Source organism: Streptomyces sp. NPDC006602 (assembly GCF_042870385.1).
Classification (GTDB): Bacteria; Actinomycetota; Actinomycetes; order Streptomycetales; family Streptomycetaceae; genus Streptomyces.
The window spans coordinates 251,313-275,733 of record NZ_JBIAHG010000002.1; the positions used below are offsets into that span (position 1 = coordinate 251,313).

The following is a 24,421-nucleotide window of genomic DNA, read 5'->3' on the forward strand; positions in this document are numbered from 1 at the left end:
GGAGATCCCGTGTTGTTCCGCCGCACCCTCCGCACGTCCGCCGCCACCCTCGCCCTGCTGCTGCCCTTCGCGGCGGCGTGCGGGACCCAGGCACAGGCCGGATCCTCGTCCACCGTCACCCTCCGGGTCGGCGCCACCGGCTGGAAGCTCGAAGAGGCGGTCCTGAAGTACGCCGGTCTCGACGACACCCCTTACAAGGTGAAGTGGAGCCAGTTCCAGGGCGGTGACCAGCAGCTCCAGGCGATCCGCGCCGGAGCCCTCGACCTCGCCTCCTCCAGCGAGATCCCGCCGATCTTCGCGGCCGCCGACGGCGAACCCAACTTCGAGGTCGTCGCCGTGCAGCGCGGGGCGACCCTCAACCAGGAGGTCGTCGTCCCCAAGGACTCGAAGGTGACCGACATAGCCGGTCTCAAGGGCAAAAAGGTCGGCTACGTCCAGAACACCACCGCCCACTACTTCCTGTACAAGCTGCTGAAGCAGGCGGGCCTGAACTGGTCCGACGTCGACGCCGAACCGCTCCTTCCCAACGACGGCCTCGCCGCCCTCAACGGCGGCAGCATCGACGCCTTCGCCTCCTACGGCACCTCGATCATCACCGCCCACCAGCAGGGCGCGACGACGGTCGGCTCGGGCAAGGACATCCTTTCCGGCAACTTCCTCTGGTCGGCGCGCGACAGCGTCCTGAAGAGCCCGGAGCAGAAGGCCGCCGCGGCCGATCTGATCGCCCGGATCACCAAGGCGTACGCCTACGTCCGCGACGGCCACGAGGACGGCTTCGCCCAGGTCACCGCCGACGCCACCCACCAGCCCCTGGCCCAGGCGAAGAAGGATCTCGTCGACGCCCAGGCCCAGCGTCCGACACAGGCCCGGACCGTCGGCGCCGACACCATCGCCTCGCAGCAGAAGGTCGCCGACGTCTTCACCGAACTCGGCGCGCTCAAGGAGCACTTGGACGTGAAGTCGTTCTGGACCACCGAACTGAACACCGACCTGAACGCCGACCTGAAGAAGGCCCCGTGACCGACCGCATCGCCGAGCTCGCCGCCGAGTACGACCGTTCGGCCGCCTTTCCGGCCGAGTCCCTCCGCATCGCCCACGAGGCGGGGCTGCTCACCGCGACGATCGGCGAACGGTACGGCGGCCGGGGCGCGGACGTCGAGGAGATCGCCCGCATCCTGCACACGCTGGGGCGGTCCGACCCGTCCGTCGCCCTCATCGCCGCGATGACGCTGAACACCCACGCCCGGCAGGCCGCCCAGCCGCACTGGCCCGAGGAGCTGTACGCGCGGGTGGTCAAGGAGTCGTTCGAGCGTCCCGTCCTGATCAACCACGCGCGCGTGGAGCCCGAACTGGGCTCCCCCGCGCGGGGCGGGCTGCCCGCCACCCTCGCGCGTCGTACGGCCGACGGCTGGTCCGTCAGTGGCACCAAGCGGTTCGTGACCGGCGCCGATGGGCTCGACTGGTTCCTGGTGTGGGCGAGCACCGACGAGCCTGAGCCGCGGGTGGGCACCTTTCTGGTGCCCGGCGGCTCGCCCGGCATCGAGATCACCGGCCGCTGGGACCAGTTGGGGCTGCGCGCCAGCGGCAGCCACGACGTGACGTTCCGGGACGTGGCGGTCCCCTACGAGCACGTCGTCGGCATCGGCCCGCACGGGCCGGCCGCCGAACAGGACAACCGGGCAGGCGCGGCCCTGCATCTGACGCTGGCCGCCCTTTACTTGGGCGTCGCCCGCGCCGCCCAGGACGCCTTCCACACCTTCGCCCGCACCCGCGTGCCCGCCAACCTGGGCCACCCGGTGGCCCGTACGGAGCGCTTCCGGCGCACCGCCGGGGAAATCGAGGTGCTGCTCGCCGCCGCCGAGCAGCTGGTGTTCGACGGGGCCGCGAAGGTCGCCGCCCAGGACACCTCGTACACCCCCGAACAGGCCCTGGGCGCACGGGTACTGGCCGACCGGCACGGCGTGCGGGCGGTCGCGCTGGCGGTACGGCTGCTGGGCAACCCGGGGCTGGCCCGCGGCAACCCGCTGGAGCGGCACTTCCGGGACATCCAGTGCGCGCCCGTGCACGCGCCTCAGGAGGACATCTCGCTGCTCGCGATCGGAACGAAGGTGTTGGACCAACCAGTGACCACCGCACAGGAATCGAAGGTGTCGGACCGATGACCACGGCACCGGAACGGACCGCCTCCGCAAGGCTCCTCGGGCTGCTCGCCCGCGACCTGCCGCCCGACCGGCTGACCACCGACCCGGTCGTACTCACCGCGCACGCCACCGACCGTTCCGGCAGCCGGCCCGACGGCGAGGCACTGGCCGTCGTGCACGCCCGGCGGACGGAGGACGTGACGGTCACCCTGCGGCACGCGCACGCCCTGCGCGTGCCGGTGGTGCCGCGCGGCGCGGGTACCGGTCTGTCGGGCGGGGCCACGGCGAACGAGGGCTCCCTGGTCCTGGACCTCTCGGGAATGAACCGCATCCTCGAGCTCAATGCCGACGACCAGCTCGCCGTCGTCGAACCGGGCGTCATCACGGCCGAGTTGGACCGGGCCGCGGGTGCGCACGGACTGCGGTACGCGCCCGATCCGGCGAGCGCGTCCCTGTCCACCATCGGTGGGAACATCGCGACCAACGCGGGCGGTCTGCGGTGCGCGAAGTACGGGGTCACCCGGGACAGCGTGCTGGGTCTGGAAGCGGTCCTCGCCGACGGGACGGTGGTCAGGACCGGCCGCCGTACCGTCAAAGGCGTCACCGGCTACGACCTGACCGCCCTGCTCACCGGCTCGGAGGGCACCCTCGCCGTGATCACCTCGGCGACGCTGCGCCTCAGGCCGATCCCGGTGGCAACGGCCACGCTCGCCGCCTACTTCCCTTCCTTCGAGCAGGCCGCCGAGGCCTCGTACGCGATCACCCGGGCCGGAGTCGAGCCCGCGCTGGCGGAGCTGGTCGACGGGCCGGTGCTGCACGCCATCGACCCGGCGCTGCGGGAGCGGGGCGCGGCGCTGCTGGTGGTGCAGTGCGACGGCGCGGGGGCGGCGGCCGAGGCCGCGGCGGTGGCCCGGCTGATGGCTCCCCTGGCCACGACGGTGGAGACCACGGAGGACCCCGCCGAGGCCGAGACCCTGCTGGCCGCCCGCCGCCTCGCGCTGCCCGCGCTGGAGCGGCTGGGCCGCCCGCTCATCGAGGACATCGCGGTCCCGCGCTCCCGGCTGGCCGAGGCGGTCCGCGAGATACGCGTGATCTCCGCCCGGCACGACGTGCCCGTGTTCACCCTCGCGCACGCGGCGGACGGCAATCTGCACCCGATCGTGGTCGTGGACCCGTCCCTGGACCGGCTGCCGGAGGCCGCGTGGGAGGTGGCCGGCGAGATCTTCGCCCTGGCCCTGCGGCTGGGCGGGACACTGACCGGCGAGCACGGGGTGGGCCTGCTGAAGCGGCAGTGGGTCGCCGAGGAGCTCGGGCCCGCCGCCCACGCGTTGCAGCGGAGGCTCAAAGAGGTCTTCGATCCTCGGGGAATCCTCAACCCCGGCAAGAGTCTGTGACGCGGAGCGGCAAGGGAAGCCGACCCGGCGTGGACGTCCGTCCACGCCGGCCGCTCCCCTTGCCGCTCCGCGGCGCCCGGGCCCCTTCCGTTCGTCCCTACGGCCTCGCCAGGAGGGTGCGGACGCCCTCCGAGGTGAGGGTCAGCGGATGGGCGGAGTTCGCGTCGATGGTCAGGGACAGGTCGTCGGCCGGCCACTGTGCGGCGAGTGCGCCCAGCGGGACCAGACGGTAGCGGGAGACATACGGGAGGAGCTCGGCCATCTCCGGCTCCGAGGTGAACACGGGCACCACCGGAGCGCCGTCCGGCTGCTCGAGGACCGGCAGCGCCACCACGCTGGAATCACCGGCCCCCTCCTGATCGGCATCGTCGGGCACCGGCACCAGCACCTCGCTGCTCGCGAGGGCCGCCAGCGCCGCCGTGTCCTCGGTGTTCTCGGCCAGCGCGTCCAGCGCCCGCCGGGCCGGTGTGACGGAGTTGTCGTACGCGGGTGTTTCCATGGCTGATGATTCCCCTGGTAGCGGCGGTCGTGCGGCCCGCCCGGGGACAAGATCGCCCCGGGTTCGGTCCTGCTCGCGTACCCGACCGCGGCCGGAGCATGCGTCCGGGTCTCGATGTGACTCCTCCCCCGGCTGAAGCCGGGGGCTTCTCGTTACGCCGGGTGGGCGTCGCGACGGACCAGCCCGGCCCGTAGAACGTTGATCGCCCCGACCGTGTCGGCGTGCGCGGTGTGGCCGCACGAGACGCAGTGGAACTTTTCCTGTGTGGGCCGGTTCTCCTTGGCGGTGTGCCCGCATCCGGGGCACTCGCGGGAGGTGTTGCGGGGGTCCACGGCGATCACTTCCCATCCGGCGCTTTCAGCCTTGGCGTGCAGGATCGTCAGGAATACCCCCCATCCGGCATCATTGATCGACGTGTTGAGCCCTGCCTTCGCGGCTGCCCCGTTGAGCAAGAACACGCCTGGTTGGTCGGGGTCGGGCTTCGGCGCGGGGGCCTTGCTCATGTTACGGATCTTGAGGTCTTCGTGCGCGATGAAGTCATGTGCGCGGACCAGGCCGAGCGCTGTCTTGTGCGCGTGGTCAAGCCGCTGACGACGCACCTTGCCATGCAGCTGGGCAACCTTCTCCACCGCGCGCTGGTGATTGGCGGTGCGGTCCTTGGCCTTGCGGCGCGGGAAGCAGGACAGGGCCTGCTGCGCTGCCTGAAGCTTCGCGGCCGCGCGGCGCCCGTGGCGCGGGTTGGGTACGAACTCGCCGCCCGAGTCGGCCAGGAAGTTCGCGATGCCCAGGTCGATGCCGACCACGCTGCCGGTCGACGGCAGCGGCTCCGGCTGGTCCTGCTCGGCCGTCAGCACGACGAACCACCGACGGCCCTCACGCTTGACCGAGACGGTCTTGACCCGGCCGGCCACCGGGCGGTGCTGGTTGACCTTCACATGCCCGACGCCCTGAAGGCGGACGCGAGTGGTCGGGTCGTGCGGGGTGGAGTTCCACCGGCAACCGTCCCCGTCCTTCAGGAAGTCCACCGTGTCGAACCAGTTCACCCCGCGAAAGCGCGGATAGCCGGGCGTCTCACCGGACTTGACGCGACGGAAGAACGCGGCGAACGCCTTGTCGAGACGGCGCAAGGTGGCCTGCTGCGAGGAGAACGACCAGCGGCCCTGACGCTCCGGATCGAACGCCCGGATCTCCTTGAGCTGCGCGGACTGCACCCCGTACCTGACGGTGGTCTTCGAGACGTGCCGCCAGGCGTCACGCCGTTCCTGCAACGCCGCGTTGTAGAGGGAGCAGTGGTCCCGCAGCATCGCGCCCAGCGCCTGCTCCTGGCGGACGGTGGGTCGCAGGGGGAACTTGTACGCACGGATCAACTCAGCCCACCCCTCCGGTCGAGTTCGCTCGATCCTACTACACTTGGCGTATGTCACCACGCTGGGAACCAGATCCTGACATCAGACGGGGAAACCACGTCGTATACAACCTCCACGCACACTTGGTGTTTGTCACGAAGTACCGGCGGGAGATCTTCAACGACGACATGCTGACACGCTGCGAGGCGATCATGCGCGACGTGTGCCAGTCCTTCGAGGCCGAGCTGCGCGAGTTCAACGGTGAAGGCGACCACGTCCACCTGCTCGTCCACTATCCGCCGAAAATCGCCCTGTCCAAGCTCGTCAACAGCCTCAAAGGCGTCAGCTCCCGCTACCTGCGCGCGGAGTACACCGGCCGGATCAACCGGATCAGCACGGGGTCAGTCTTCTGGTCCCCGTCCTACTTCGTAGGCTCCTGCGGCGGCGCACCACTAAGCCTCGTCAAGAACTACATCGACAACCAGAAGCGGCCTGTCTGACCGTCAGAACAAAAGCGCAGAGAACTCCGGCGCTTCGCGTCTCCGGGGCGAAGATCGCATTCCCGCCCGGCCTGAAAGCCGGGATTCCCTGCGAAGATCAAGGGATGGATCTGCTCACCGCCGGTGCGTACAGGGGAGCGGTCAGCGTGCTGCCGGGCGAGCACGAATTTACCGAGGCCTCGGACGTCCTGCGTGCGCCGGCCGCCTGGGAACCGTGACAGTCGTCATGGACGCACTCCGCACACGTCCATGACGACTGCCATCGGGAGACCGGCCATGCCGGTATCAAGCCGTGGTGCAGGCCGAACCGTTGAGCGTGAACGTGGTCGGAGCGGTGTTGGTGGCGCCCTTGTTGGCGGTGAAGCCGAGGGTCACCGAGCCGGCCACCGGGATGGTGGAGGTGTACGAGGCGGGGCCGACGCTCACCGTGCCGCCCGTCTGCGTGGGGGTCCCGCCCCACATGTTGCTCACAGTCTGGCCGTTGACGAAGGCGAAGACGAGGGTCCAGCCGTTGATGGCGGAGGTGCCGGTGTTGCGGATGACGATCTCGCCCTGGAAGCCGCCCGGCCACTCGTTGGTGGCGCGGTAGGCGACGGAGCAGTTCCCGGCGGGGGCGCTGCCGGTGGTGACGTTCACCGTGGCCGAGCGGGCGGAGCGGTTGCCGGCCGCGTCCCGGGCGTAGACGGCGAAGGTGTACGCGGTTCCTGCGGTGAGGCCGGTCACCGTGACGGAGTTACCGGTGGAGGACGCGGCCTTGGTCTCGGAGCTGCCGCTGACGCGGACGACGTCGTAGCCGGTGACTGCGACGTTGTCGGTGGACGCGGTCCACGAGAGGGCGGCCGAGGTGGCCGTCACGGACGAAGCGGTCGGGGTGCCGGGAGTGCTCGGGGCCTGGGTGTCGCCGGGGTTTGCGCCACCGAAGACGGTGGCTTCCTTCGAGGTCTGGGCGATGCCGTTGGCGCCGTTGAAGATGCGCTGACCCCAGGAGCTGAGCTGCCCCGGGTCGAACCCGATCGACAGGTCGAGGATCGGGTCGGTGTTGCCGCTCCAGGACCAGGCCAGATAGCCGAGGTCGAGCTGCTCGGCCGTGGCCATCATCGTGTCCTCGTCCGGGTCGCCCCACTGGTCGGCGGGACCGCCGAACTCGCCGATGAGGATGGGCAGTCCGGCGTCGACGTAGGCGTTCAGGTAGTCGGTGATCTCCTGGGCGGTGTCGTAGACGCTGTACATGTGGATCGAGAAGATCAGGTTGCCGGTGGTGTCGGCGTCGTAGACGGCCTGGGCGTTGGCGCGCATGACGCCCTGCCAGTCCTGGCCCCAGTTGGGCGCGTCCACCATGATCGTGTGCTCGAATCCGGCGCTGCGCAGCTTCTTCACGGCCGCGATCGTCGGGTCGGTCCAGCCTGCGGGGTTGGTGTTGCCCCAGGGCTCGTTGCCGATGTTGACGATGATGTAGTTCTCTTCGCCGGCGAGCACGTCCTTGAGGCCGATCCAGTAGTCGGCGGCGTGGTCGAGGGTGCCGGCCGCGGTGTCCTCGCCGTAGCCGGTGGTGTCGTGCACCTCCAGTACGCAGATCAGCCGGTTCGCCTTGCACTGGGCGACAACGTTCGCCACGTCGGCAGCGCTGTTCTCGGTCCAGCGGTGACCGTCGGAGAGGACGACGCGCACGCTGTTGGCGCCGAGCGCCTTGATGTCGGCCAGCGACTGCGTCTCGCCCGGGTACCAGGTGTGGGCGTGGTTGACGCCGCGCATGACGAAGTCGTTGCCGTTGCCTTCGAGCAGACGGCCGTCGCTGATGTGCAGGCCCGTTGCCTGGACTCTGGCCTGGGATTGGGCCGGAACTTGGGCCTGGGCGACGGACGGGCCGAGGACGCCGAGGACGACCAGCCCGAGCAGGGCGGCGAGGCCGGTCAGCAGACGGGCCAGCGGGTCCTTTCGTGTCGTACTTCTTGCTGTTCTCACTGCGACTCCAGGGGTGGGCGCCGAGGAACTCTGGCATCAGTAGGGTTCATGGGAGCGCTCCCATGAAGCCACCATGCCAAGTACACGTCAAGACGTCGCGCACGCATCATCACTTGGCGCCGTAGGCGTGCGGTCGCACGAAAAGGTCGCGGCCCGCCGGAACGGACCACGACCCTCTCGCTCACAACCGCGTCGAATCAGGTCACGTCACGCCGCTCACCGGCGGGCCCCGTGCCCACCAGATCGGGCAGCGGGTTGATGAGATCTCCGCTCGGCGACTGCCGCTGAGGGAAGGCGCGGTCGGCCAGACCGCCGGGCAATGGGCGCCCTTTCGAGGGGCTTGAGGGTGAGGAGAGATACGTGTCGATGGCGTCGCGCGCGCACGGGCTCAGCCAGTAGTCGGGGTGACCAACACCGTCGTACGTGAGGAACGCGGCCTCGCGGCCGATATGGCGGGCCGCGTTGGAGCCCCAGGAGTGCGGGGTGGCCACGTCGTAGCGGCTGTTGGTGACCAGGATCGGCGGGGTGCCGTCGACGCGGAGGCGGTGCGGCAGGTTGGTCACCTCGGTCGGCCAGTCCTGGCAGCCGGTCAGGTCCGTCCAGGCGAGGGAGTGGATCCGATGAAGTCCTGCCCATCTCATGGCAGGTCCTGTGCACGTACCCAATCAGTGAGCATGAGCGTCAAGCCCATGACCTGTACGAAATCTCCGTGACACACATATTTACAGCCCCTGCTACCTCCCTTACTGTGAACGTTCACGGAAACAGCTACATGCGCATGCCAAGCCCGACTGCTTGGCTAGGCCACGTCTCGATCAAAGGAGTTCGGGATGACCGTGAACGGTCCAGGTCGCACAGTGAAGGCCGCCCTGCTCATGGCAGCCGTCGCCCTGCCCGCGTCCCTGCTCACCACCCCCACGACCGCCTCCGCCGCGGGCACGCTCACCATGCTCGGCGCCGACGTCTCGACCGCGCAACGCGCCCTCGACCTCGGCGCCAAGTACTACGACGCGGGCGGCACCGCCAAGGACCCGCTCGACATCCTCAAGGGCGCCGGCGTGAACTACGTCCGCCTGCGGGTCTGGAACAACCCGGCCAGTGGCTACAACAACAAGGCCAAGGTGCTGGCGTACGCGAAGCAGGTGAAGGCCAAGGGTCTCAAGCTGCTGGTCGACTTCCACTACTCCGACACCTGGGCCGACCCGGGCAAGCAGTACAAGCCCGCGGCCTGGGCCGGCCACAACATCAACCAGCTGCAGACGGACGTCTACAACTACACCTACGACGTCTGCAACAGTCTCAAGTCCCAGGGCACCACCCCGGACAGTGTGCAGATCGGCAACGAGATCAACGTCGGCATGCTGTGGGACGAGGGCAAGGTGGTGAACAACGACTTCACCAACCTCAGCCTGCTCCTCAAGTCGGGCTACAACGCGACCAAGGCATGCAACAGCGGCACAAAGGTGATCATTCACACCGCCAACTCGGACAGTGACGCGCACGCGCGGTGGTTCTACGACGGCATCACGGCGAAGGGCGTCAACTGGGACATCACCGGGCTGTCCTACTACTGCCCCTGGCACGGGACGCTGGCCAACATGGGCAGCGTGGTGTCCGACATGAAGTCCCGGTACGGCAAGGACGTGGTCATCGCCGAGACGGCGTACCCGTTCACCTCGGCGAACGCGGACAGCACCACCAACTCGGTCACCTCAGGCTGCTCTGGTTACCCGCTCACCTGGCAGGGCCAGGCCGACAACTTCACGGCCGTGCAGAACACCGCCCGCAACGCCGGCGCGATCGGCGTCTTCTACTGGGAACCGACCTGGTACGCGGTCAAGGGCAACGGCTGGGATCCGGCCGACATCAACAACAGCGGCAACGGCTGGGACAACATGGCCATCTTCAACTGGACCGGCCAGGTGAACCCGAACGTCAAGTGGACCCCGTAGTAGACCCTGCAGTACCCGCGATCCAGTAACGAACGGCACCGTCTCCGGACGGTGCCGTTTTGATTTCCCAGGTGGCCTCACTGAGATTCACGCACATGAACAAGGATCATGTACACAACCGTTGACGCGTTCACGGCATCCACTTTACCGTCCAGGGAAAGCGCTTTCTCCCAGCTGGGTGCAAGGTTCGGTCTCCTGTCCCGTTCATGAGCCGAACCAGCCGCTCACGGCACCCAGATGGCCCCGTTCACCGAGCCGCCCCTGGTCGGACGAGACAACCAACCTGGAGATGAACGATGCAACTGAGACCCGTCATCGCGTCCATCAGCCTGCTGACCGGCACACTCGTCGCGGTGTCCGGCGCCACGGCGCAGGCCGCTACCACCCGCTACGAGGCCGAGAGTTCCCCCGCGGTCTGCACCGGCACCGTCGACTCCGACTGGGCCGGCTACTCCGGCAGCGGATTCTGCAACGGCAACAACGCGGTCGGCGCGTACGCGCAGTTCACCGTGAACGCCTCCGCCGCCGGCACGGCCACGCTGAACATCCGCTTCGCCAACGGCACCACCGCCGCACGGCCCGCGAGCCTCACGGTGAACGGCTCGGCAGCGACCTCGGTGTCCTTCGAGAGCACCGGCACCTGGGGAGCGTGGACGACGAAGACGCTCACGGTGCAGCTGACCGCGGGCAGCAACACCATCCGGCTCAGTCCCACCGCCGCCGCGGGCTTGCCCAACATCGACTACCTCGATGTCGAGGTGAGCGGCACCACCACGCCCCCGTCGAGTTCCGCCCTGTACGTGGCGCCGAACGGCACCGACGGCGCCGCCGGAACCCAGTCGGCCCCGACGACGCTCACCTCGGCGATCAGCCGGATCACCCCGGGCGGGACGATCTACCTGCGCGGCGGGACCTACAACCACTCGCAGACGGTCACCATCCCGGCGGGCAACAACGGCACCGCCAGTGACCGCACCGAACTGTCCGCCTACCCGGGTGAGACCCCGGTCCTGAACTTCTCGGCCCAGACCGAGGACCCGGCCAACCGCGGCCTCGCCGTGAACGGGTCGTACTGGCACGTCAAGGGCCTGGTCGTCGAGCGTGCCGGTGACAACGGGATCTTCGTCGGCGGCAGCAACAACATCTTCGAGCGCACGGTGACGCGCTTCAACCGTGACACCGGGCTGCAGCTCTCCCGGATGGCCTCCACCACCCCCAGCAGCCAGTGGCCGTCCAACAACCTCATCCTGAGCGCGGAGTCGCACGACAACGCCGACTCCGACGGCGAGGACGCCGACGGCTTCGCCGCGAAGCTCACCTCCGGTCCCGGCAACGTGTTCCGCTACGCCGTGTCCCACAACAACATCGACGACGGCTGGGACCTCTACACCAAGCCCGACACCGGCCCCATCGGCGCCGTGACCATCGAGGACTCCCTCGCCTACGACAACGGCACCCTCACCGACGGCTCCCAGGCCGGCAACGGTGACCGCAACGGCTACAAGCTCGGCGGCGACGACATCGCGGTCAACCACATCGTCCGGCGCAGCATCGCGTACCACAACGGCAAGCACGGGTTCACCTACAACAGCAACCCGGGCTCGATGACGGTGTCGGACAACATCAGCATCGACAACGCTCAGCGCAACTTCAACTTCGACGCGGGCACCTCGGTGTTCCGCAACAACACCTCGTGCCGCAGCGGCAGCGGGACGAACGACAGGATCATCGGCGACTCCGACAGCTCGAACCAGTTCTGGTCCGGATCGAACGGCTCCCGGTGTTCCTCCTACGCCGGCGCGCTGCACTGGTCCTTCGCCACGGACGGCCGCCTGGTCGTGACCTTCGGCCAGTAAAGGGCGTCGCGGGTCGACGACGGCCCCGGCCGGCCCCTCCGGTATCTGCGGAGGGGCCGGGCATGCCGCGGCGGGCCACGACGCCGAACCGGTGGCACGGATAGTGCGCGGGACACAGGTGGTGCAGGTGGCACATGTAGTGCTCGTGGCACTGGTGGTGCAGGTGCATGTGGAGGTGGCACAGGTACTGCACATCGTGGCCGCCGCGGAGTACAAGCGGAGGCGGTATCACCCGGGCACGAAGGTCTCACCCAAGGTCTTCGGCAACGACCGCCGCCCTCCGACCACCGACCGTCGGCCTGACACGGGAGGGCACCGTCGCGTCGCCTCAGCGCGTTCGTCTTCGGCTCAACTGGTAAGCGGTGTCGGGACGCCGATTCGTGTCACTCCCCGATGCCGAGCGCGGTGAGCAGGACCAGGACCACGGTGGTGACGGCGGCCAGGCCGTGCACGGCGACGACGGGCACCGGGAAGTGCCGTTCGGCCGGTGCGGACTGTTCTGGAGAGGCCGGCGCGGCGGCTCGGTCGCGGTGGACGGGGATCCAGCGGGCCAGCATGGTGAAGCCGAGCAGGGCGACGGGCAGGAGCAGGCCGAAGGCGGTCCAGGCAAGGGCGTCCTCGTCGGTGACCACGTAGACGATCCACACGACGAGGCCGACGGCGGCGAGCGCGAAGTGGCCGAAGACGACCGGGACGGGCAGGCGGCTGGTGCCACCCCTGGCGCCGCCGTGCGAGAGCCAGGTACCGAGCATGTAGAAGCCACCGAGAGCGGTGGCCACCCAGGCGATCAGTGCGGCGATGTCCATGGGGGAGCTCCTTGCGCTTGGTTGCGCACGCCGGGTGCGGACGCGCCGGGCGCGCAGACGGCTGAGGTCAGCTGGATCGGCGGCCCAGGCCGCGCTGTGGGGCGGGGACGAAACCCTCCGCCTGGGTCGCCTCGTCCGCGACCCTGACGCCGTAGTGGTAGGCGAGCTTGCCGCCCAGGAATCCGGAGAAGCCGAGCACGGCCAGGCTCACCGCGCCCAGCACGAGTTGTCCCGTGCCGACACTGCCCGACGGCCCGTCTCCGGAACGGCGCCACAGGAAGTTGCCCGCGTACGAGGCGGTCACGAGCAGGTTCAGCGTCATGTGGACGAGCCCGACGCGAAAAGCCCGCGTACCGGCGGGGATGGCGACCAGGTCCAGAAAGCCGACCATCGCCGCCGCCAGGGCACCGAGCACCCCCACGGCGATCAGCCACATGGCTCCCCGGGCCAGGAAGTCCGGGTCGTCCACGACATGGGAGGCGATGTCGAAGACCACGGCGCCCACCCACGCTCCGATCGGGACGGTCACCAGGATCGGATGGAACGGGTGCCCGTAGGGGCCGGCGAGTGTCGCGCTGACCGGCTGCTTCGCCTGCTGCTGCAGTTCGCCTGCCATGACGTGCCCTCTCCCGTGAATTCACTAAACAGTATTGGTCTTATTCGCCGAGCAGGTCAAGCGGGGCTCAAGGTGGCCATGAACGCCGAGTTACGCCTGCCTAAGTCGGCGATATCGTTCGGTCATGACCTCTGACCCGAGTGCGGCTTCGCGTCCGCCGTCCACCGTCGAGAATGTCGAGGCCGTCTCGGTCCTCGCGGACGACCTGCGCCGCAGGATGTACGGCTTCATACGGCGTGCGCGCCGGCCGGTGACCCGGGAGGAGGCGGCCGGTGACGCCGGGATCTCGACCAAGCTGGCCGCCTTCCACCTGGACAAGCTTGTCGCGGCCGGGCTGCTGCGCTCCCGCTATGACAGCCCGGGCGGCATCCGCAGGGTCGGCCGTAAGCCCAAGGTCTACGAGCCGACCGACACCGACATCCGGATCAGCATCCCTGAGCGCCGCCCCGACGTACTCGCGGAGATCCTGGTCGACGCGATCCTGGCCGAGCAGCCCGGCGAGGACGCGCGGTCCGCCGCGCTGCGCACGGCCCGCCGACGGGGCGAGGAACTCGGCGCCGCCGAACGCGCCCGCAGCCGTCCCGGCCGCCTGGGCCCCGAACGCTCGCTCACCCTCACCGAGACCACACTGGAGCAGCACGGCTTCGAGCCCCACCGCGAAGCGCCCACCGAACTGCGATTGCTCAACTGCCCCTTCCACCCACTCGCCGCGCGATCCCCCGAACTGGTGTGCGGAATCAACCACGCCTTCCTGGACGGCTTCCTCACCGGACTCCAGACCGCCGGGATCGACGCGGTCCTGGCCCCCCGCCCGGGCCGGTGCTGTGTGGAACTGCGCGCCGCGTCCGGCGGTCACAGCACACAGGAGGCCGCCGCCGAGAGCACCGGCATCTGCGGGAAGGAGCACGGCACCTCGCCTGTGGACGACCACGGCGCCACGCGAGAGACGGGACGACTTCCATAGGGCGCCTGCCGCATGCCGACGCTGCCGACGCCGAACCGAAGAGATCCCCAGCCGCGTTTGCCTTCCGCAGCCCTGGGAAGTCGTGCATGATCAAAGCACAACGGCACAGGGCACATTCGCACTGGGCCCATGAAGGAGAGCGAAAAATGGCTACGGGCACTGTGAAGTGGTTCAACGCGGAGAAGGGTTTCGGCTTCATCGCCCAGGACGGCGGCGGCCCCGATGTGTTCGTCCACTACTCGGCCATCGCCAGCACCGGTTACCGGGAGCTCAACGAGGGCCAGAAGGTCGAGTTCGACGTAACACAGGGGCCCAAGGGACCCCAGGCCGAGAACGTCACTCCGGTCTGACTCGGCCCGGCGCTTCTCGCGCCGGTTTCCCAGGGAGCATCGACGCCGGCGCGGGTACTCCCACGAGCCTCGCGCCGTGATCAACCTGTCGAAGAACGCGGCGATGGCGGCAGCCCCCGCTCGTCCTCCGCTCCACGGCTTCCCTCGTCAGGAGGCCAGGGGCGTGTGCGGGAGCCGTGCGGGTCTGCGCGACGCGTCGCTGCCGCCGTGCCTCGGACTGCGTCAGGCATCAGCAGCACGGCTTCGGCGGGTTGGCTTCCTCTGGTCGGCCACCTTCGGGGCCGTCGGCCAGTAGCACCGCGGCCGGACCAGCAGCAATGGGCTGACCAGAACCCGCTCCGGCCCCACGGGCCGTCTGTCAGCTGCACCGGCCCGGCGGGGCCGCAGATGGCCGACCTGTGGTGCCCGCATCCGACCATGGCCGAGGGCCTCAAGCGGTCGCCCAGGCCTACACCCGCGACGTGACCGAGGCGCGCCTTCGTCCGATGTGCATGTTCGGCGCACCGGCAGGCCGGTACTTCGGAGCAGCCCGGGGAATGCACGGCCGCCGAAGGAGCCGACCGTGCAAGGCTTCAACAGGATGGCCGAGAGCCATACTTGACCATACGGGACCAATCCCGTGGCAGGTTGACATGGGAGGGGCAGCGATCCGGTGAGCAGCGGCAGCCAAGGAGTGGGCAAGGCCGAGGTGCGGCTCAAGTGGGACCCGAGTCCCTGGCAGGAGCCACCTCATCATCTCGACATCATCGCCGCCACCTACTCGGCGGATGCCCCCTACGGGCGTCCGGTGTACGTCGTCCACTTCGACAGCCGCTCACCGGACGGCACCATCAACATGAGCCGGCACAGCCAGACCGGTCAGGGTTTCGGCTATGTCGAAGTGATGACTCTGGAACTCGATCGCCTCGCGTCCTCCTTCGCACGTGTGGTCGTGGGCGTGGCGATCCACCAGAACAGGGGCCCCAAGACCTTCGGTGACATATCGAACGCCGGGGTGCTGGTTGTCGAGGGGTACAAGGAGCTGCTGAAGGACGACTTCTCAAGGGTCGCCGGATCCACCGCCGCCACCGTCGCGGAGTTCACCCGGAGTACGGCGACAGCATGGGCGTTTCACGAGATGCTCCGCGGGTTCGACAGTGACCCCATGGTCTTCACCGCGGAGATGGGCGACTCCCCATAGCTGCTCGACTCGCAGCACGGCGCGGCCCCGTGGCGCGTCACGCGCAGCGCCCGCTCAACTACGGCGCGCATACCCGGTTGTGGTTGTCCTTCCTGCGGGGGTGTCGGTCCAGGCACGATCGCAGCTGTCTCAGCCCCCAGCCCGCCGCGTCGGCTCATTCAAATCCATTGACGGAGTGAGTACTCACTCCGTCGAGATCGTCGGCCTGAACCGGCCAGGCGCCGACCTGCACCAGACGCTCAGCGGCGAACTCACCACCGTTCATGACCGGCGGTGGTCCGGTCCTGTCGTCGGCAGACGGCAGCCCCCGTGGTGGCCAGCCCCAGGAGGGCGCCCATCACGAGCGCCATGGGGGGCGCTGCGGGTGCCGAACAGACCGATCAGTGAGGAGGCGACCGCGCCGAAGCCAAACCGGCTCTTCGCAGTTGGCCGTGGAGGTGCTGATTCAAGCGTGTGCGCCGTGGGTGCTCGCCGGGGTGGAGTGGTGGCGCGGCTACCGTGGGTGCACGGCGTAGGTCAGGTGCGTCACCCGCGACGACGGCTCCGAACGGACCGGCTCCAGCGCGACCCTGGACGCGTCCACGCCGTCGAACAGGCGGGTGCCGGCGCCGAGAAGCACCGGTGACAGCGTGATCGAAAACTCGTCGACCAGGCCGGCGTTCAGGTGCTCCACGATCGTCGCGCCGCCGCCGGCGATGCGGACATCGCGGTCGCCGGCGGCCTTGTGGGCCTGGACGAGGGCGTGCTCGATGCCGTCGTTGACGAAGTGGAACGTCGTGCCGCCGGGCCGCTCCCACGGGTCACGCTTGGTGTGCGTCACGACGAAGACCGGGGTGTGGAAGGGCGCCTCCTCCGGCCATGCCTGCTCGCCGAGGTCGAACATGCGCCTGCCCATGACGCTCGCACCGGTGCGCTCGAACGTCTCCCGCGCGACGTCGTTGTCGCGGCCCTCCTCGCCGCCCTCGCCCAGCTTCAGGTTCTCCCGGAAGAACCGCAGCGGGAAGATCCACTGCTGCAGTTCCATCCACTGCGCCATCCAGCGCTGAACGTCCGGGTCGTCCTGCTTCTCGGGCGCGAAGAAGTCGTCAACGGGCACGGACTCGGGCGCGATGAAGCCGTCCAGCGACATCGACACGCTGAAGAACACCTTTCCGGCCATCAGCCCTCCGCCTCCTTCCGCGCGAGGTCGGTGACGTAGGCCGCCAGGCTGCTCAGGGTCTGCTGGCCGCCCTCGATCGCGTGGTACTTCTCGACCGCCTCGTCGCGCAGTTCCTTGGTGGGGAACACCGTACGCATCACGATCCGGGTCGCCGCGCCGTCCGGCGCGAAGGTCAGGAGCGACTCGAAGGCGTTCGGGTCGTCGCGGGACTCACCGTGCAGCAGCGCGATCCGCTCCGGCGGGGCGATCCGCAGCCAGCGGATCCACTCGGAGTAGTCGGTCCCGTCCGGCCCGTGCAGCACGAAGTCCCACTCCCCGCCCTCGCGGAACTCGAAGGACCGCGTGGTGGTGGTGAACCCCTCCGGACCCCACCACCGCGAAAGGTGCCGGACCTCGGTGAACGCCTCGAACACCAACTCCCGCGGGGCGTCGATGATCCGGGAGATCACGATCTCCCGGTCGGCCGTCGCCGGCTCCGGCCGCGTTTCATGCCTTGCCCGTGCCATCGGTCATTCCTCCTGCCGTGTCTGCTTGAGGTCCTGCACGTAGGTGTCCAGCCGATCGAAACTCTCGTTCCAGAACCGCTCGAATCCGCCGACCCACTCGTGGACCGGCCGCAGCCCGCGGGCGTCCAGGCCGTAGAGGCGCTGCTTGCCCGCCCCGCGGACCCGCACCAGCCCCACCTCCCGGAGCACCCGCAGGTGCTTGGACGCCCGCGGCTGGCTCATCCCCAGCGCCTCGGCCAGGTCGGTCACCGGCCACTCACCCGCCCGCAGCAACGCCAGGATGTCCCGACGCTGCGGCTCGGCGATCGCGTTGAACGCGTCCGACGTCGTCGCTGCTCGTGCCATGGCAGCCATCATATTCCGATATCGGAATACATCAAGCCCGGGTTGGTAATCGGGCGAGTCTTGCCGGATGACGATTGCAAACCGGGCCGCGCCAGCAGTGCGGACGTGGCGCCGGGCGTGTCCCGGCGCCAGCGCTGCCCCACCGTGTCAGGGACGGGAAGAGGAACCCGAAGGAGACGACAACACCAGGTCGTTAAGTCCTTCGACACGCACAACTTGACAGGGAACGCACCTGGTCGGACGAGACCACCCACGTGATCCACGAATCGCAGAGCCTGCGCATCGAGCGCGTCCATGGGGCCCCCCGAGACCGCCTGGACCGTGGCCGCGGGCGAGACGCCGGTGTCCGACCGCATGCGGCACCTGACCGCGACCGCACTGCCCCGCCCCGATCCTCCAGACCCTGCTGAACCACCTCGCCGACGGTGACGGGTGGGACACCGCCCTGGGGAGCCCGGCCCCGTTGTGTTCGAAGGGGAGGGGGTTCGCGGACGCGAGGCCGTGCATGCCTACAAGCGCGACCAGCACAGTGAGCACCAGCAGTGCCCGCAGCCGAATTGCTGATTGCGGCCATGATGATGGCGTCGGCACGCTCGGCATCACAGCGTCATCGTAGGCGCGGCCGGGGCTTGGCGCGCGGGCTTGGCTTGCCGCCCCGTCAGCGCACGGTGAGGGTGCCTTCCATGTTCGGGTGGATCGTGCAGATGTAGGAGTAGCTGCCGGATGTGGATGGTGCGGTGAAGGTGGCGGTAGCGCCGCTTGCGATGCTGCCGGTGTCGAACGTCTTGTCCCCGGTGGCGGTCACGGTGTGCGCGGCGGAGTCGCGGTTCACGACCATGATCTTCGTTCCGGGGCGCACTTGAAGGTTCGCCGGGTTGAAGGTGAAGTTCTCGATCACGATGCGCGCCGCGGCGGCGCTGGCACTGGTTGCGGCAGGTGGGGCACTGGTGGTGGCCGGGGCGGTGCCGTTGCCGCCCTTGGAACAGTTGACCAGGCCGAGCAGGGTGCAGGCTCCCCCTATGGCCAGAGCGGTGCGGCCTCGGCGCAGACGGGAAAGTGACATGCGGGGCGGGCCTTCCGGGCGAGGACCGCGTGGTCAGGTGCGGCCGATGGTTAGCGGTTGCACTCAGGTTCGCCGTCTCCGGTGACGCTTGCCTGGGCCGTACCGCCATCCGCCTGGCTGGCTCACCTGAAAGAACGCGGAGCCGCGCGTCCAGCAGGTAGCGGGTGTTACCCAGGGGCGGTGGCGGTGCGGCGGGAGAGGATGGCTGCGGCGAGGGTGAGTCCGGTCAGCCAGGCGAGGGCGATGAACAGGGGGATCCGGTTTCGTCGAAGGTGGGGGTGAGGGATGCGTCGATCAGGACGCGGGTGGCGCCGTAGCCGGGCAGGGCGTGTGCCCAGCCGGGTGGGTCGGGGCGGAGCATGGGGCTCTGTTCGATGCCCAGGTCGATGAAGGGGGCGGCGCTGATGGCGTTCTCCTCGCCGTGCCGTGGACGCCGGTATCCGCCCGGTCAGCGCCGGTCGGATCCGGGGTGTTGCTGGTCGTGCTTGTGCAGCGGGTCCTCGTCGCGGTCGTCACGGCTGTCACCGCCGTGCATGTCCCGACCGTGCATGCTCTTCATCATGAAGAACATCATCAGCGGGCAGGCGGCCACCAGGGCGAGCCAGACCAGGCTCTCCAGTGAGGCGCCGACGATCAGGGCTCCGACGACGACGATCGCGGCGGCAAGCGCGTACATGCCGTAGTTGCGCTGGTTCATCACGAGCCTCCTTCAGCGGAGGGCAGAGGCCGCAGCCAGTGCGGCCGACCGTCAGGGTTTGGTGAGAGGGCCGGCGTGCAGGGTGTTCAGGCGGCGCCGGTACTCCTCTTCGTCGATCTCCCCGCGGGCGAACCGCTCCCTGAGGACCTGCTCGGGGGTCTGCGGCACGGCGGGGGCGTGGGTGTGCTCGTGTGGCCGGTTCACAGCGCGGAAGAGCAGCACGCCCGCTGTGATGATCAGCGCCCAGAACAGGATCATGCTGGCGGACATCGCGAACCAGCCCCATCCGCTGACATCGTGGCCGTACCAGAACATCGCCATTCACCTGCTTCGGATCGTTCGGCGATCGGGTGCGGGCCCGGGGGTCCGACGCCCTGAAGGAGCCTGTGTCCTCATATTCATCGTGCCTCTCCCAGGGGCGGCGCGCTGGGGCCGTATGGTCTCGACGAGTGGGCCGTTCAGCCCCTACCAGGCAGGGCCGGGCGGAGGCTTGCAGCAGCGAGGCTGGATCCCAGCCCGCCGGGGCCGGTGACGGACGGCAGGGGCACCATCTACCGAAGGCCGGCTGCGGTCCGTCGGGCAGGTCAGGGCCGGATGTCGAGTACCTCCGGCACCGGGCGGCGTGGTGTGCGGGGGCCTTTGGGGCCGTATCCAAGGCGCAGCAGCATCTGCGTGTAGCCCGTCCCGGTCACCGGGTCGCGCAGCGGCCAGCGCAGGTCCGTCCATTCGAGGGGCTGGGTGGCGAAGGAGCTGGACAGGCCCTCAAGGGTGGCCAGCAGCAGGGCACGTTCCATGGCCTGGCCGGCGCGCAGCCAGTCCTCCGGGTGGTCATGGCTCGTGCTGACCAGGGCCGGCTGAGGCCTCTGTTCGAAGTCCGCGGCGTCCCGTCCCGCCACCTGCCGCGGGCCCGCGAAGTCCCGCATGGGCGCCTTGCCTCCGCGCTTGCGCGGCCCGAAGGCGTAGTCCGGGACTCCGTCGTCGGTCATGTTCACCGACGGAGCCTCGATGCGGGTCCATTCGGCCCAGGTCCTGGTCGCTGCCGCGGTCGGTGAGGTTGCGCGCCTCGGCTTCCTCGACCACCTCCAGGACCTCCTGCAGGTGCCATGAGGTGGGAAACGTCAGCACGGCCCCCTCACGGCGAGCGGCCTCGCTGAGCGCCTCTCGCACGGCATCGGGGATCTCCGTCTCGTCGAACGGGAAGCGGCTGCTGTGCCGCTCGTGGATCGCCGGATACAGCGCGCCGAGCTCGCTCTCCCCGCTTTCGGGTGCGGTGAGCCGCCCGCTGGCGAGGAGCGCCGGATCGGACGGGTCGTGCAGCAGTCGGGTCTCCGGATGCCAGCCTTCGTGGGCCACGGCGACCCGCAGGTTCGGCAGGGCGGCGCCGCAGCCGATGTGAAGGCCGCGGGTTCGGGGGTCGGAGCGCGGCATGGCCGCTCGAAGTCGGCGCGCATCTCGAAGGTGCGGCTGCGCCGGACGTAGCGGAAGCGCCAGGGCTGTGCGTTGTGCATCGACGGAGCGGCGGCGGCGTCGTGGACCAGGTCCGTCACGCACTCGTCGGACGGTACTTGTCGGCTCACCGGAGCCTCCTCTCCCGAATCGGCGGCATGCCAGGAGGCGACCACTCTTCGGTTGCTGGCCAGTCCTGCGGCGGCTTATTGGTCGGCAGGGGTGATGCGCCTGCCCGTGAGGCTCGCCGGCAGGATCGACACCCACATCTCGCGTTCACCGCCCGGCCAGGGCCTGGTGTGGGCGCGTTGGGTGAGTCCACGGACGGTTCCGGGCTCCGTGACGACGCGCGCCGGCCCGACTGCCAGCACGCTCCAGCCCTGACTCATCGCCTCGTCCACGTGGTCCACCTCGAAGGCGACCTCCTTCCCCACCGCCGCCGCCGGAACCGAGCCGGGCGCGGTCCGGAAGACGATCGCGTCATCGACGACCTCGTAGTTGATCGGGACCACCGCCGGGCGACCATCGAACGCCGGGACCGCGATGCGCCCCACACCGTGCGTGGAGAGCAGATTGCGGCACTCCTGCGGGCTGAGATCCCTCAGTTGAGGGTGCAGCAGCGCGTGGCCCTGGCCGGGGGGCAGATCGATGCCGCCCCCACGCAGGGCAGCGACGGTGGTACCCAGCGCGTCGGCCAGTCTGATGAGGGTCCCCACACTCGGTTCGGCGGGCTGTTCCTCCAGGTACGCCAGGTAGTCGGGCGACATGCGGGCGCGGCGGGCCGTTTCCTCCAGGCTGAGCCCACTTCTGTGGCGTTCCACGGCCACACGCCGGCCGATGTCGCCGGGGTTGGGTGTGCGGTCCGGCGGGGCCGGCGCGGAGACGGATCCCGGCTCACCCGAGTCCGGCGGGGAAGACCCGTGGGTGGTCCCGGGTTGTCCGTGCTCGACGTGGCGGAGGTGCGCGTCGGGCCCGGGGAACACGAGCGTCACTTCGTCCGTGTCCGACCAGCGCACGTCGTAGGGAGGTGTTCCGTCCTCGTGGTGGAGTCCGACGATCTCGCCGTCGCGCCTGGTGGCGCCGGTCGCCGGGCTTTCGATGACGAGTTGGTCGCCGAGGTGAGCTCGCATGATCGCCGCCCTCTCCTCAGAATGGTGTTGTAACCAACGTGCCACGCGCGACAGGCCACCGCATGGGCCGAGTGGCCCGTATCCGCAGGGTGGGCCTGGTTGACTGGCTGTCACGTACGGGATGGGAGTCGACATGCGCCACCGAACGGTCTCTGAACTCAGTGACCCGGGACGTCGTCCGGGCGCGGCGTGACACGCCGTTCAAGGAGATCGCCGGTCCCACACCTTGAGGCGTGGGAGCGGGCCAAGGTGGAGGGGTCCCGCGCCGAGGAGCTGATGTCGGCTCCCTCGGTGTGCGCACGTCCGGAGTGGAGCGTGGTCGAGGCCGCCTGATGGAGGCCCATCACATCAAGCGGCTGCCCGTGGTGGACGAGACGGACCGGCTGCTGCGAATCGTCAGCCGTGGTGACCTGCTGCGGATCTTCCTGCGCCGGGACGACGCGATTCGCGACGAGATCACCGAGGACGTGCTGTGGCGCACGATAGGACTCGGACTCGCTCCCTCGGAGATGACGGCCGAGGTGCGCGACGGACGGGTCGAACTCGGTGGCTCCGTCGAGTTCAGGAGTCCGATTCCCGTCATCGAGCGGCTGTGCGGCAGCGTCGACGGCGTGGTCTCGGTCAGCGGGCACATCGCCTACCGGAACGACGACGCCCGGCCTTCGCCCTCCGGCGGTTGAGCCTCGCGGCAACGTGGTCGGGAAGGGCCGGCGGTTGAACCGCCAGCCCTCGGGAAACCGCGGGCACTTTGCCGGCCCCCGGACGCGTCCCGGTGACTGCCCCCGCCGCCGGCTCAGCCGGTGATCCGCCGTCAGTCACAAGGGCCATCCAGCGGCCTGACGGGTGCCGGGCCGGGGCGCGGCCATGCCCTCGATGTCGCGCTCGGCGGTGTGCAGCAGCTGCTGGGCGAGATTTTGCATGGCCCGGCCCGCCGCCAGTTCGTCGCCGATCTCCGGCACGTTCGTGTCGGCCGGATGACAGTGCGCTGTTCCGTGTCCGCTCAGCGCCGTGGTGCCGGTGTCCAGCACCACGTGTGCCTTCGTCGCTCCGTCGTCGTCCTCGAAGAGGTGGAGACGAACCTTCCATTCCACCGTATGTGGCATCGCTTTACTCCTCACTGTGATCCGGATGCGGTGTGTTCCGGGCTCGCGGGCCGTGCGTAGGGAGCCGACCTCTGCTCGTCGATGCGGCGCCGGACGCGGCGAGCGAGTGCGCTCAGGTGCTCGGAGGCCGTCGCGCTGGGCGGGACCGGGTCCCGTGTCCGGCGGGCCGCCGGCGGCAGTCCGGCCAGGTCCGCAGCGAGTCTCTCCCGGCACGCGTCGAGCGTGGATCTGCCGCCGGTGCGCTGCCCACCGCGCATCACCGTCTCCAGCATCGGGCTGCCGTCACCGGGCGACGGCTCGTCGGCGAGACGGATCACGTCGGCGTACGCCGTGCGGCGGAATACCTGCTTGGGGCCGGGTGCGGTCACCTTCGCCGACGACAGCTTCATCACCGGCCGGCCGTCGTACTCCACCATCTTGTACGCGGAGTCCAGGTACGGTGCGTCGGCGGAGACCCCGACGCGAGTCCCGACGGCATAGGTGTCGATCGGCGCTCCGGAGCGGACCAGGTCGTCCACGGCGTACTCGTCGAGACCTCCACTGGCGATGATCCGTACGTCGGGCAGGCCCGCGGTGTCGAGGATGGAGCGTGCCCGGGCCGCCAGGGCGCCGAGGTCGCCGCTGTCCAGCCGTACGGCCGAGCCGCCGCGGGCCGCGTGGCCGAGGTCTCGCAGCACGCGCGCCGCGACGCGGACGCCCTCCTCGGTGTCGTACGTATCCACCAGCAACGTCACGGGTCCGGGGTGGCAGCGTGCGAACGCGCGGAACGCTTCTTCCTCCGTGGCGAACGCCTCCACGTAGGAGTGGGCCATCGTGCCGACGGCGGGGATGCCGAGAGCCGTGGCCGCGGCCACGTTGCTGGTGCCGGCGAAGCCGGCCATCGCACCGAGCCGGGCGGCCTGGAACCCGGCCTGCGGGCCGTGGGTCCGCCGCAGGGAGAAGTCCACGACCGGATGCCCGGCAGCCGCGAGCACACAACGCGCGGCCTTCGAGGCGATCGCCGTCTGGTGGCTGAGCTGGTTGAGCACGTACGTTTCGGCCAACTGCGCCTGCGGGAGAGGGGCGGTCACCTCCAGCAGCGGCTCTCCCGCGAGCACGATTCGGCCCTCCGGTACGGCCCGTACGTCACCCGTGAACTCCAGGCCGAGCAGGGGCTGAAGATCCCGAAGGGGACGGTGCAGCGCGGAAGCGAAGGCGTCGGCGTCCTCGGGGCCCACTCGGAGGCCGGACAGGTAGTCCAGCGCCGACTCCAGCCCCGCGGCGACCAGGAAGCCCCGCTCAGGAGGAAGGTCGCGGACGAAGAGGCTGAAGGTGGCCGGGCGGGTCATCCCCTCCCGCAGGTAGGACATGGCCATCGTCACTTCGTACAGATCGGTGGTCGTCGCTTCGGACATCGGCGTCGCCTC

The 24,421-nt window shown here is 69.4% G+C and carries 26 protein-coding genes and 1 pseudogene; 11 read left to right on the forward strand and 16 right to left on the reverse strand.

Annotation, left to right across the window (positions count from 1 at the left end; all coding sequences use genetic code 11):
* The first annotated feature begins 9 nt into the window (after nt 1-9).
* The 3 genes from ACFYO2_RS05870 to ACFYO2_RS05880 are packed head-to-tail and all read left to right on the forward strand — an operon-like array spanning nt 10 to nt 3,535.
* Entirely contained in the window at nt 10-1,020 is a 1,011-nt protein-coding gene (locus tag ACFYO2_RS05870; RefSeq protein ID WP_388344595.1) for an ABC transporter substrate-binding protein, read from the forward strand.
* Nucleotides 1,017-2,162 carry an acyl-CoA dehydrogenase family protein gene (locus tag ACFYO2_RS05875; RefSeq protein ID WP_388344598.1) on the forward strand — a complete coding sequence of 382 codons (1,146 nt, stop codon included), beginning with the start codon at nt 1,017-1,019 and terminating at the stop codon, nt 2,160-2,162. The genes ACFYO2_RS05870 and ACFYO2_RS05875 overlap by 4 nt, the downstream gene beginning before the upstream one ends.
* The gene (locus ACFYO2_RS05880) at nt 2,159-3,535 is read left to right on the forward strand and encodes an FAD-binding oxidoreductase (protein WP_388344601.1); all 1,377 of its coding nucleotides are present in this window, start codon (nt 2,159-2,161) and stop codon (nt 3,533-3,535) included. Before ACFYO2_RS05875 ends, ACFYO2_RS05880 begins: the two co-directional genes overlap by 4 nt.
* 97 nt (nt 3,536-3,632) lie before the next feature.
* On the opposite strand, the gene ACFYO2_RS05885 is transcribed toward ACFYO2_RS05880, so the two are convergent.
* Nucleotides 3,633-4,034 carry an SseB family protein gene (locus ACFYO2_RS05885; RefSeq protein ID WP_388344604.1) on the reverse strand — a complete coding sequence of 134 codons (402 nt, stop codon included), beginning with the start codon at nt 4,032-4,034 and terminating at the stop codon, nt 3,633-3,635.
* A 152-nt stretch (nt 4,035-4,186) separates the two neighbouring features.
* A complete protein-coding gene (locus tag ACFYO2_RS05890) occupies nt 4,187-5,401 on the reverse strand; it encodes an RNA-guided endonuclease InsQ/TnpB family protein (RefSeq protein ID WP_388344606.1) in 1,215 nt (404 codons plus the stop codon).
* A gap of 50 nt (nt 5,402-5,451) precedes the next feature.
* On the opposite strand from ACFYO2_RS05890, the gene tnpA reads away from it, so the two are divergent.
* Nucleotides 5,452-5,880: an IS200/IS605 family transposase gene (tnpA, locus tag ACFYO2_RS05895; RefSeq protein ID WP_388344608.1), complete on the forward strand. Its 429-nt coding sequence runs from the start codon at nt 5,452-5,454 to the stop codon at nt 5,878-5,880.
* A 285-nt stretch (nt 5,881-6,165) separates the two neighbouring features.
* Here tnpA and ACFYO2_RS05900 read toward each other — a convergent pair whose 3' ends face one another.
* Both ACFYO2_RS05900 and ACFYO2_RS05905 read right to left on the reverse strand, forming a co-directional pair.
* Nucleotides 6,166-7,842 (reverse strand): cellulase family glycosylhydrolase, encoded by a 1,677-nt coding sequence (locus ACFYO2_RS05900; protein WP_388344610.1) that lies wholly within the window; start codon nt 7,840-7,842, stop codon nt 6,166-6,168.
* Nucleotides 7,843-8,039: 197 nt separating this feature from the next.
* Nucleotides 8,040-8,483, reverse strand: coding sequence for an alpha/beta hydrolase (locus ACFYO2_RS05905; RefSeq protein ID WP_388344613.1), 444 nt, complete (start codon nt 8,481-8,483; stop codon nt 8,040-8,042).
* 189 nt (nt 8,484-8,672) lie between these two features.
* Between ACFYO2_RS05905 and ACFYO2_RS05910 the strand changes: the two genes are divergently transcribed.
* Together ACFYO2_RS05910 and ACFYO2_RS05915 are read left to right on the forward strand one after the other, a co-directional pair.
* Nucleotides 8,673-9,794, forward strand: a complete 1,122-nt coding sequence (locus tag ACFYO2_RS05910; RefSeq protein ID WP_388344616.1) for an arabinogalactan endo-beta-1,4-galactanase — start codon at nt 8,673-8,675, stop codon at nt 9,792-9,794.
* 296 nt (nt 9,795-10,090) lie between these two features.
* Nucleotides 10,091-11,650: a carbohydrate-binding protein gene (locus ACFYO2_RS05915; RefSeq protein WP_388344619.1), complete on the forward strand. Its 1,560-nt coding sequence runs from the start codon at nt 10,091-10,093 to the stop codon at nt 11,648-11,650.
* Between the two features lie 383 nt (nt 11,651-12,033).
* On the opposite strand, the gene ACFYO2_RS05920 is transcribed toward ACFYO2_RS05915, so the two are convergent.
* Together ACFYO2_RS05920 and ACFYO2_RS05925 are read right to left on the reverse strand one after the other, a co-directional pair.
* Entirely contained in the window at nt 12,034-12,456 is a 423-nt protein-coding gene (locus ACFYO2_RS05920; protein WP_388344621.1) for a hypothetical protein, read from the reverse strand.
* 67 nt (nt 12,457-12,523) lie between these two features.
* Nucleotides 12,524-13,072 (reverse strand): DUF2231 domain-containing protein, encoded by a 549-nt coding sequence (locus ACFYO2_RS05925; RefSeq protein WP_388344623.1) that lies wholly within the window; start codon nt 13,070-13,072, stop codon nt 12,524-12,526.
* 124 nt (nt 13,073-13,196) lie between these two features.
* On the opposite strand from ACFYO2_RS05925, the gene ACFYO2_RS05930 reads away from it, so the two are divergent.
* The 3 genes from ACFYO2_RS05930 to ACFYO2_RS05940 all read left to right on the forward strand — a co-directional run bounded on the left by ACFYO2_RS05930 (nt 13,197) and on the right by ACFYO2_RS05940 (nt 15,566).
* The gene (locus tag ACFYO2_RS05930) at nt 13,197-14,036 is read left to right on the forward strand and encodes a helix-turn-helix transcriptional regulator (protein WP_388344626.1); all 840 of its coding nucleotides are present in this window, start codon (nt 13,197-13,199) and stop codon (nt 14,034-14,036) included.
* A 146-nt stretch (nt 14,037-14,182) separates the two neighbouring features.
* Nucleotides 14,183-14,386: a cold-shock protein gene (locus tag ACFYO2_RS05935; RefSeq protein ID WP_388344629.1), complete on the forward strand. Its 204-nt coding sequence runs from the start codon at nt 14,183-14,185 to the stop codon at nt 14,384-14,386.
* A gap of 652 nt (nt 14,387-15,038) precedes the next feature.
* Complete coding sequence (locus ACFYO2_RS05940) at nt 15,039-15,566, forward strand: TerD family protein (protein ID WP_388344631.1); 528 nt, start codon at nt 15,039-15,041, stop codon at nt 15,564-15,566.
* Between the two features lie 493 nt (nt 15,567-16,059).
* Here ACFYO2_RS05940 and ACFYO2_RS05945 read toward each other — a convergent pair whose 3' ends face one another.
* From ACFYO2_RS05945 to ACFYO2_RS05975, 7 genes are all read right to left on the reverse strand, one after another.
* Nucleotides 16,060-16,725, reverse strand: a complete 666-nt coding sequence (locus tag ACFYO2_RS05945; RefSeq protein WP_388344634.1) for a dihydrofolate reductase family protein — start codon at nt 16,723-16,725, stop codon at nt 16,060-16,062.
* Nucleotides 16,725-17,231 carry an SRPBCC family protein gene (locus ACFYO2_RS05950; RefSeq protein WP_388344637.1) on the reverse strand — a complete coding sequence of 169 codons (507 nt, stop codon included), beginning with the start codon at nt 17,229-17,231 and terminating at the stop codon, nt 16,725-16,727. The genes ACFYO2_RS05945 and ACFYO2_RS05950 overlap by 1 nt, the downstream gene beginning before the upstream one ends.
* Nucleotides 17,232-17,234: 3 nt before the next feature.
* Nucleotides 17,235-17,576, reverse strand: a complete 342-nt coding sequence (locus tag ACFYO2_RS05955; RefSeq protein WP_388344640.1) for an ArsR/SmtB family transcription factor — start codon at nt 17,574-17,576, stop codon at nt 17,235-17,237.
* A gap of 658 nt (nt 17,577-18,234) precedes the next feature.
* Nucleotides 18,235-18,639 carry a cupredoxin family copper-binding protein gene (locus ACFYO2_RS05960; RefSeq protein ID WP_388344643.1) on the reverse strand — a complete coding sequence of 135 codons (405 nt, stop codon included), beginning with the start codon at nt 18,637-18,639 and terminating at the stop codon, nt 18,235-18,237.
* A gap of 448 nt (nt 18,640-19,087) precedes the next feature.
* A complete protein-coding gene (locus ACFYO2_RS05965; RefSeq protein ID WP_388344646.1) occupies nt 19,088-19,336 on the reverse strand; it encodes a DUF2933 domain-containing protein in 249 nt (82 codons plus the stop codon).
* A gap of 51 nt (nt 19,337-19,387) precedes the next feature.
* A complete protein-coding gene (locus ACFYO2_RS05970; protein ID WP_388344649.1) occupies nt 19,388-19,651 on the reverse strand; it encodes an SHOCT domain-containing protein in 264 nt (87 codons plus the stop codon).
* A 269-nt stretch (nt 19,652-19,920) separates the two neighbouring features.
* Nucleotides 19,921-20,328: a hypothetical protein gene (locus ACFYO2_RS05975; RefSeq protein ID WP_388344651.1), complete on the reverse strand. Its 408-nt coding sequence runs from the start codon at nt 20,326-20,328 to the stop codon at nt 19,921-19,923.
* Between the two features lie 340 nt (nt 20,329-20,668).
* Here ACFYO2_RS05975 and ACFYO2_RS05980 point away from each other — a divergent pair, with 340 nt between their 5' ends.
* Nucleotides 20,669-20,815 carry a hypothetical protein gene (locus ACFYO2_RS05980; RefSeq protein ID WP_388344654.1) on the forward strand — a complete coding sequence of 49 codons (147 nt, stop codon included), beginning with the start codon at nt 20,669-20,671 and terminating at the stop codon, nt 20,813-20,815.
* Between the two features lie 173 nt (nt 20,816-20,988).
* Here the strand turns inward: ACFYO2_RS05980 and ACFYO2_RS05985 are convergent, their stop codons facing one another.
* Nucleotides 20,989-21,912, reverse strand: a complete 924-nt coding sequence (locus ACFYO2_RS05985; RefSeq protein ID WP_388344656.1) for a DUF1918 domain-containing protein — start codon at nt 21,910-21,912, stop codon at nt 20,989-20,991.
* A 133-nt stretch (nt 21,913-22,045) separates the two neighbouring features.
* On the opposite strand from ACFYO2_RS05985, the pseudogene ACFYO2_RS05990 reads away from it, so the two are divergent.
* A pseudogene (locus ACFYO2_RS05990) lies at nt 22,046-22,592 on the forward strand (CBS domain-containing protein).
* Nucleotides 22,593-22,727: 135 nt separating this feature from the next.
* Here ACFYO2_RS05990 and ACFYO2_RS05995 read toward each other — a convergent pair.
* Together ACFYO2_RS05995 and ACFYO2_RS06000 are read right to left on the reverse strand one after the other, a co-directional pair.
* Nucleotides 22,728-23,015, reverse strand: coding sequence for a DUF1876 domain-containing protein (locus ACFYO2_RS05995; protein ID WP_388344658.1), 288 nt, complete (start codon nt 23,013-23,015; stop codon nt 22,728-22,730).
* 11 nt (nt 23,016-23,026) lie between these two features.
* Entirely contained in the window at nt 23,027-24,409 is a 1,383-nt protein-coding gene (locus ACFYO2_RS06000; protein ID WP_388344660.1) for a nicotinate phosphoribosyltransferase, read from the reverse strand.
* Nucleotides 24,410-24,421 lie beyond the last annotated feature (12 nt).

Bases quoted from the DNA above. Each gene is read 5' to 3' on its own strand.
- ACFYO2_RS05880 (WP_388344601.1), top strand. From the start codon at position 2,159: ATGACCACGGCACCGGAACGGACCGCCTCCGCAAGGCTCCTCGGGCTG.
- ACFYO2_RS05885 (WP_388344604.1), bottom strand. From the start codon at position 4,034: ATGGAAACACCCGCGTACGACAACTCCGTCACACCGGCCCGGCGGGCG.
- tnpA (WP_388344608.1), top strand. From the start codon at position 5,452: ATGTCACCACGCTGGGAACCAGATCCTGACATCAGACGGGGAAACCAC.
- ACFYO2_RS05905 (WP_388344613.1), bottom strand. From the start codon at position 8,483: ATGAGATGGGCAGGACTTCATCGGATCCACTCCCTCGCCTGGACGGAC.
- ACFYO2_RS05910 (WP_388344616.1), top strand. From the start codon at position 8,673: ATGACCGTGAACGGTCCAGGTCGCACAGTGAAGGCCGCCCTGCTCATG.
- ACFYO2_RS05915 (WP_388344619.1), top strand. From the start codon at position 10,091: ATGCAACTGAGACCCGTCATCGCGTCCATCAGCCTGCTGACCGGCACA.
- ACFYO2_RS05920 (WP_388344621.1), bottom strand. From the start codon at position 12,456: ATGGACATCGCCGCACTGATCGCCTGGGTGGCCACCGCTCTCGGTGGC.
- ACFYO2_RS05925 (WP_388344623.1), bottom strand. From the start codon at position 13,072: ATGGCAGGCGAACTGCAGCAGCAGGCGAAGCAGCCGGTCAGCGCGACA.
- ACFYO2_RS05930 (WP_388344626.1), top strand. From the start codon at position 13,197: ATGACCTCTGACCCGAGTGCGGCTTCGCGTCCGCCGTCCACCGTCGAG.
- ACFYO2_RS05935 (WP_388344629.1), top strand. From the start codon at position 14,183: ATGGCTACGGGCACTGTGAAGTGGTTCAACGCGGAGAAGGGTTTCGGC.
- ACFYO2_RS05945 (WP_388344634.1), bottom strand. From the start codon at position 16,725: ATGGCCGGAAAGGTGTTCTTCAGCGTGTCGATGTCGCTGGACGGCTTC.
- ACFYO2_RS05950 (WP_388344637.1), bottom strand. From the start codon at position 17,231: ATGGCACGGGCAAGGCATGAAACGCGGCCGGAGCCGGCGACGGCCGAC.
- ACFYO2_RS05955 (WP_388344640.1), bottom strand. From the start codon at position 17,576: ATGGCACGAGCAGCGACGACGTCGGACGCGTTCAACGCGATCGCCGAG.
- ACFYO2_RS05960 (WP_388344643.1), bottom strand. From the start codon at position 18,639: ATGTCACTTTCCCGTCTGCGCCGAGGCCGCACCGCTCTGGCCATAGGG.
- ACFYO2_RS05965 (WP_388344646.1), bottom strand. From the start codon at position 19,336: ATGAACCAGCGCAACTACGGCATGTACGCGCTTGCCGCCGCGATCGTC.
- ACFYO2_RS05970 (WP_388344649.1), bottom strand. From the start codon at position 19,651: ATGTTCTGGTACGGCCACGATGTCAGCGGATGGGGCTGGTTCGCGATG.
- ACFYO2_RS05980 (WP_388344654.1), top strand. From the start codon at position 20,669: ATGCCAGCCTTCGTGGGCCACGGCGACCCGCAGGTTCGGCAGGGCGGC.
- ACFYO2_RS05985 (WP_388344656.1), bottom strand. From the start codon at position 21,912: ATGCGAGCTCACCTCGGCGACCAACTCGTCATCGAAAGCCCGGCGACC.
- ACFYO2_RS05995 (WP_388344658.1), bottom strand. From the start codon at position 23,015: ATGCCACATACGGTGGAATGGAAGGTTCGTCTCCACCTCTTCGAGGAC.
- ACFYO2_RS06000 (WP_388344660.1), bottom strand. From the start codon at position 24,409: ATGTCCGAAGCGACGACCACCGATCTGTACGAAGTGACGATGGCCATG.